This is a genomic window from Rubritalea profundi (assembly GCF_002954445.1).
In the GTDB taxonomy this organism is placed as follows: Bacteria; Verrucomicrobiota; Verrucomicrobiia; order Verrucomicrobiales; family Akkermansiaceae; genus Rubritalea; species Rubritalea profundi.
Window position 1 is genome coordinate 2,270,620 of sequence record NZ_MQWA01000001.1, and the last position, 5,576, is coordinate 2,276,195.

The following is a 5,576-nucleotide window of genomic DNA, read 5'->3' on the forward strand; positions in this document are numbered from 1 at the left end:
AAATATTGGTTCTTAGCGTCTCATGTCCGGTTTTATCCACGGTGGATCGATCCGGTAAGCTCGCAAAGAACAATAATCCTAACAATTCATTAATTACCTTATGAAAATTACCAAATTATTACTACCAAGCCTGACAATGATCGGGTTAAGTGCTGTTACCAGCGTTAATGCTGCAACGATCACTTCGCAGACCTTTGCTACTGACCAGGTCTTTGAGACAGGTGGACAGACTTCTTGGACCGAGGGTCTTGGAGACAACACAATTACCTACTCTGGGGGCGGTCTTGGATTTGTAGCGGCGTCCAAAGCAAGCGGTGTGGGCATCCAGACAGTAGGTGGGACGCTCCGGGGAGGGCACATGTCAGGCAGCGGCACAGGTGGGTTTAAGTTACCTGCAGAAGGAAAATATGCGGTTCCAGATAGTTTAAGCAGTATTTTTGATGATAAGAAATCAGGGTTTGCCCTGTTTTCCACCGTCGATCTATCAGGACACGATAGCTCAACAATGACACTCAACCTTGCGACCACAATCGGAGGATCCAGCCAAGATGATGATGCTATGTTTGTGCGTCTTTACTTGGACGGATTAGCCACCGGTATCGATGTGCTGACGATGTTCGGAAACAGTAACACAACAGCTTTAGCCGATGATACTACATTCGCTGGCGGGCTCCTTACCTACACCTTTGATGACACAGTTACCTCTGCTGAGCTGATCATTGGCTTCCATGTGGATGAGGATATTGATTACTACACTGTCGATAATGTTTCGTTCGACGGCACAGTAGCAGCAGTCCCAGAACCCACCACCACCGCCCTTCTAGCTCTCGGTGGACTTGCCTTGATCCTGCGTCGCCGCAGGTAATCCGGCCTTCAAAAACCCATGTTATTTCAACTCCACTCCGCATCACCGGGTGGTGGAGTTTTTCGTTTGGAACGGCAGACGAGCTTGTCCTCCTCTCAACGGCACCGACAAAAAAACAAATCCCTAACAACTTTTCTTCACCCTCTAATGGGCGTGCTCATGTGGGTGCTAGCATCTCATGGGTTGTATGGCCACGGGGATTTGCATGAGATAATCGGGGAACTGAGCTCAAAAATCGAGGCGTCACCGATGGATACGGGGTTGTTGCTTGAGCGGGCGGAATATTTGAGGAAACACGGCGACATGCCAAGGGCTCTTCAGGATGTGGCTCTGGTCAAGAAGCTTCAGCCTGGGCTGACGACACGTCACCTTGTGCTGGCTGCCATTCTCAGTGATCAAAAAAAGTGGAAGCGGGCGAAGTTGGAATTGGACAGGTTTTTGGTCGTGCATCCGGATGATGTAACGGCCTTGGTATTGCGAAGCAGGTGTTGTGGGCATTTGGATTTGACTGAGCTGGCGGAGGAGGGCATCCGGCGCGCCATCAAACTCCAGCCCCGCGCGCCCTTGAGTTTATATAGTCGGTATGTGGAGATTCTTCTGAAACGAAACGATATCGATGCGGCACTCAAGGTGTATGCCGGAGCGGAAAAGTCGTTAGGGCCCCTACCTGTCCTCGGGGAATCCAAGGCACGGATGCTACGCGATCGGGGGAGGCCGGATGATGCGGCAGAGGTTTACTCGATATTGCGGGAGCAGAATCCAACTCTAAGTTTCGGCTGGTGGATGGAAGAGGCTCAGATGTGGAAAACGCGGGATAGCGTCAAGATGAATCGGGCAATGATGGAGGCCAAACAAGCGTGGCAACATCTTCCAGCACGAACACGGGCACTCCCGCATATGAAATTAAAGCACCAAGAATTACTCAAAAAATTATAAAATCATGAAATTAAAAATCGTTATTTCCACAGGGATCGTTCTGTTGTGCACTCTATTTTCGGCCTATGCCGATTTTGTTATCGAGAAAGGTAGTGCGGGTTGGAGTATGCTGAACAGCAGTGTGGATCCCGCGGACACGGATGCTGATTTTAATACAACATGGTTCAATCCTACTGTAGGTGGCTATACGGGGGGGAGTTACGATGGACCGGCATTCACCGCTGGCTTGCCCGCGCCTTTTCAGTATGATAACGTGAGTGGGCTGTCAGGCGGGACGACGCTGGCCAACAAAGTCACCAGCTACTTTTACAAAGTCATTGATGGAGGTGCGGGGTATTCGCAATTGAACCTCAAATTATTGGCGGACGATGGAGCCTTTGTTTATCTTAACGGAGTGTTGATCGCACGCGATACTGTGATCGATCCCGATACCTATGTGCAATTTTCGTCGGGAAGCGGGAATGAGAACAACTACGATGAGATACCACTTATCGGGGCACCCCTTCTTCAGCCTGGTCCTAATTTGCTGGCCATTTCTGTGCACAATAGAAGTGCAGGAAGTTCTGATTTGGGTTTTGATCTCGAACTTGAACGTAAACTATTTCTTGTGGCTTATGAGAGCAGTGACTGGGCGATGCTCAGCCCTATCGATTCATCCACGAGTGATGGTTACGATCCCGTAGTTGGGCATGGGAGCCAGAGTGCGGATCCCGATTTTAACACGACTTGGTACAATCAGACTTTTGGGGGGTACGCAGGCGCGGTTTATGACGGGCCCGCATTTACCACGGGGCACCAGGGGCCTTTTGAGTATGGAGGAGTCACAGGTATTCCATCGGCTAATACAACGATTCCCACCCCCGACAGCGGCACCCGGGGGGCAGCTTACTTGATCAAAACATTTGACGGTGGGGTTTTTGGTCACGATCAGGCTGATTTTTCCATACTGGCTCACGATGGGGCGTTTGTTTATCTCAATGGGAACTTGGTGGGAGTTATCGGGGATTTGCCAGCTGATGCTGCGCAAGATACATGGGGAAAACAAACCGGGGCGGATGGCAGTGAGACCACTTTTCATACATTAAACGTTTCAGGCTCCGGGATTATTCAGCCGGGGGTTAATTTGCTGGCGGTCTCCATGCACCCAACCAATACAACTTCCCCCAATCTCGGATTAAGTCTTCAAATGGTGGGTATCGATCCGGAGTTGCCTGCGATCACGCGCGGGCCCTATTTACAGCAAGGTAGCCATGACCGGATGACGGTGCGATGGAGGACTGTTAGCGCGGGCAATTCAGTTCTTCGTTATGGAGATGCTCCGGGGAATTTGACTGAATCGATAACGCTTGATCCATTGGTGACCGAACATGAGGTGACGGTCGAAGGCTTGAACCCGTCGACAACCTATTATTATCAAATCGAGACCAACAATGCCGCCGGCACTGACTCAGCTGGGGCTGATGCCCCTTACTACTTCAAAACTATCCTCCTTCTGGCGAGCGTGCCGCTGCAAGGATCTGGGTGATTGGTGACAGCGGGACGACGGGCACAGCCAAGCATAACGTTTACAACGCCTATCGCACACGCACGGGCAGCGCCCATACCGATGCGTGGTTAATGCTGGGAGATAACGCTTACAGTAGTGGAAAGGACACTGAGTTCCAAAGAGCGGTATTTGATTCCTATCCGGAGCTTCTACGCAATACCGTGATGTGGTCCTGCATTGGGAATCATGAAACAGGCACCAGTGGTGGGGCACCCTACGTTGATATTCATACTTTTCCAACAGCCGCCGAATGCGGCGGCGTGGCCTCAGGCTCTGAACGCTATTTTTCCCATGACCATGGCAACATCCACTTTGTCTGTCTTGATTCTCAAACGGGAGGAAACTACAACGACACCCCGGGTGGTGGCGGGATGGTCGATTGGTTAGAGCTGGATTTGCAAGCGACGGATAAGGACTGGATCATTGCCTACTTCCATCACGGACCTTACACCAAAGGATCGCATGACTCGGATGTCGAAGGTCAACACATCCAAATACGCCGCTACGTAACGCCTCTTTTAGAAAAATACGGAGTGGATTTGGTGCTTTCCGGTCATAGCCACTGCTACGAACGATCCATGCTCGTCAACGGGCATCATAGTAATTTTAGTAACACAACGAGTTCACTCAGTGGTGATTTTGTCCTGGGCACTCATGGGCTCGACACCGGTAATGGCAGTGATGTTGGCAGCATTGATAGTGCAGGTGCGTTCCTCACCTCGGGTTTCACAGGTGTTTATGAAAAACCATTGGCCGAGGGTGAGAAGGGAACGATTTATACGATCTGCGGTGCATCCGGGAAAATCAGCAACTGGGACGGCGGTTCATCGGCAACGGTCAATCCCACTCCTCACCCGGTTTTTGTCGTTAACCTGCGTGTCATGGGCTCCATGATTCTGACGGTTGATGGTAACAAATTAAATGCACAATATATCGATGGAGCAAACAGTATACGTGATGATTTTACGATTGTGAAGGGCACGACGATCGAAGTGTCGGCCACTGATGACAGCTTTGCAGAACATGGAGCCGATAACACAGCCACATTCACCCTGACCCGCAGTGGAGCTACGTCCTTTGCCGAGGACGTGAACTATCAAGTCAGTGGAAGTGCGGTCAATGGCGGAGATTATAGCCCGATGTTGACAGGTAGCGTGTCATTTACAGCCGATGAGACAAGCAAGCAACTGACCGTGACCCGGGTTGTTGATTCTCTAGCAGAGGGAAGTGAGTCGATGGAGGTTACAGTGACAGCTGCGCAGCAAGCTGCGGGCTCAGGGGGGGCGTTACGTGACCGTTATTTTTTAGGAACCCAGACGATGGATTCGGCTACCCTTGCGGATAAGCCGTCACAGGACTGGTGGTTTGGCCAGTTGGGTGCTGCTGTGTTGACAGATGCTTTATGGAAGTTGGACACAGATAATGACCAGCTGGATCGTTTGCAGGAATACGCTTTTGGAGGAAGTATAGGGACGGATGACAGTGCCTTGCTCCCGACCTTTCAGTTCTCAGCGAATACATTGGAGCTGTATTATTCGCAGAATAACGCGCTGACGGATCTTACGTTCAGCGTATTGACTTCCACGGATTTGTTCGACTGGACGGAGGTTGGGGTTGACTATTCCCTCGACGGTCCGGCTAATCCGACGGGAGTGGAGTCGCGGAAGGGGGAAGTCACTCTAGGTACGGAAGAAACCAGGAGGTTTATCCAGCTTCGAATCGAAAAGTAAGACCGTTCCTGGGCTTTCGAGCACTATGAGTTTTATCGCGATGCCCTCGACTAGCATGAACCAGCCCGATAAATTCCTGAAGTATTAGATTGAGCATCTTCCAATTTGCTTCTTATCGTTGACTTCTTCAGTGTCACTTCATGCAGCAGTATCTTGATCTTCTCACCGATGTCTTGGAAAATGGTGAATCCCGCACTGATCGCACAGGCACGGGCACGATCTCAGTTTTTGGCCGACAAACTCGTTTTGACCTCCGTGAAGGATTCCCGTGCCTGACCACCAAAAAACTGCACCTCCGGTCGATCAACCCCCTTATCACCCCATGAAAGCAACTCCGACCACCTCACCCAAAAAGCAAATTCCTAGCAGTCCGATGATGAATAGCAGAGATAAAACAATGAACAGATGGGTTAAGATAGCGACCTTACTTGGCTGCATACTACCATGCACGCTGCAGACTGTGTCCGCAGCCGATGCCGTTAAGAAGCCCAATATCTTG

General features: G+C 50.7%; 4 protein-coding genes and 1 pseudogene. All 5 read left to right on the forward strand.

Features of this window, described 5'->3' with window-relative positions; genetic code table 11:
• The first annotated feature begins 100 nt into the window (after positions 1-100).
• Positions 101-865: a PEP-CTERM sorting domain-containing protein gene (locus BSZ32_RS09855; RefSeq protein WP_105043264.1), complete on the forward strand. Its 765-nt coding sequence runs from the start codon at positions 101-103 to the stop codon at positions 863-865.
• An 18-nt stretch (positions 866-883) separates the two neighbouring features.
• Positions 884-1,801 (forward strand): tetratricopeptide repeat protein, encoded by a 918-nt coding sequence (locus BSZ32_RS09860; protein ID WP_129589696.1) that lies wholly within the window; start codon positions 884-886, stop codon positions 1,799-1,801.
• A gap of 4 nt (positions 1,802-1,805) precedes the next feature.
• A complete protein-coding gene (locus BSZ32_RS09865; protein WP_105043266.1) occupies positions 1,806-3,326 on the forward strand; it encodes a fibronectin type III domain-containing protein in 1,521 nt (506 codons plus the stop codon).
• Entirely contained in the window at positions 3,323-5,077 is a 1,755-nt protein-coding gene (locus tag BSZ32_RS09870) for a metallophosphoesterase (protein ID WP_165788765.1), read from the forward strand. Before BSZ32_RS09865 ends, BSZ32_RS09870 begins: the two co-directional genes overlap by 4 nt.
• A gap of 140 nt (positions 5,078-5,217) precedes the next feature.
• Positions 5,218-5,382: pseudogene (locus tag BSZ32_RS09875) on the forward strand (thymidylate synthase); the annotation flags it as partial.
• Between the last annotated feature and the right edge of the window lie 194 nt (positions 5,383-5,576).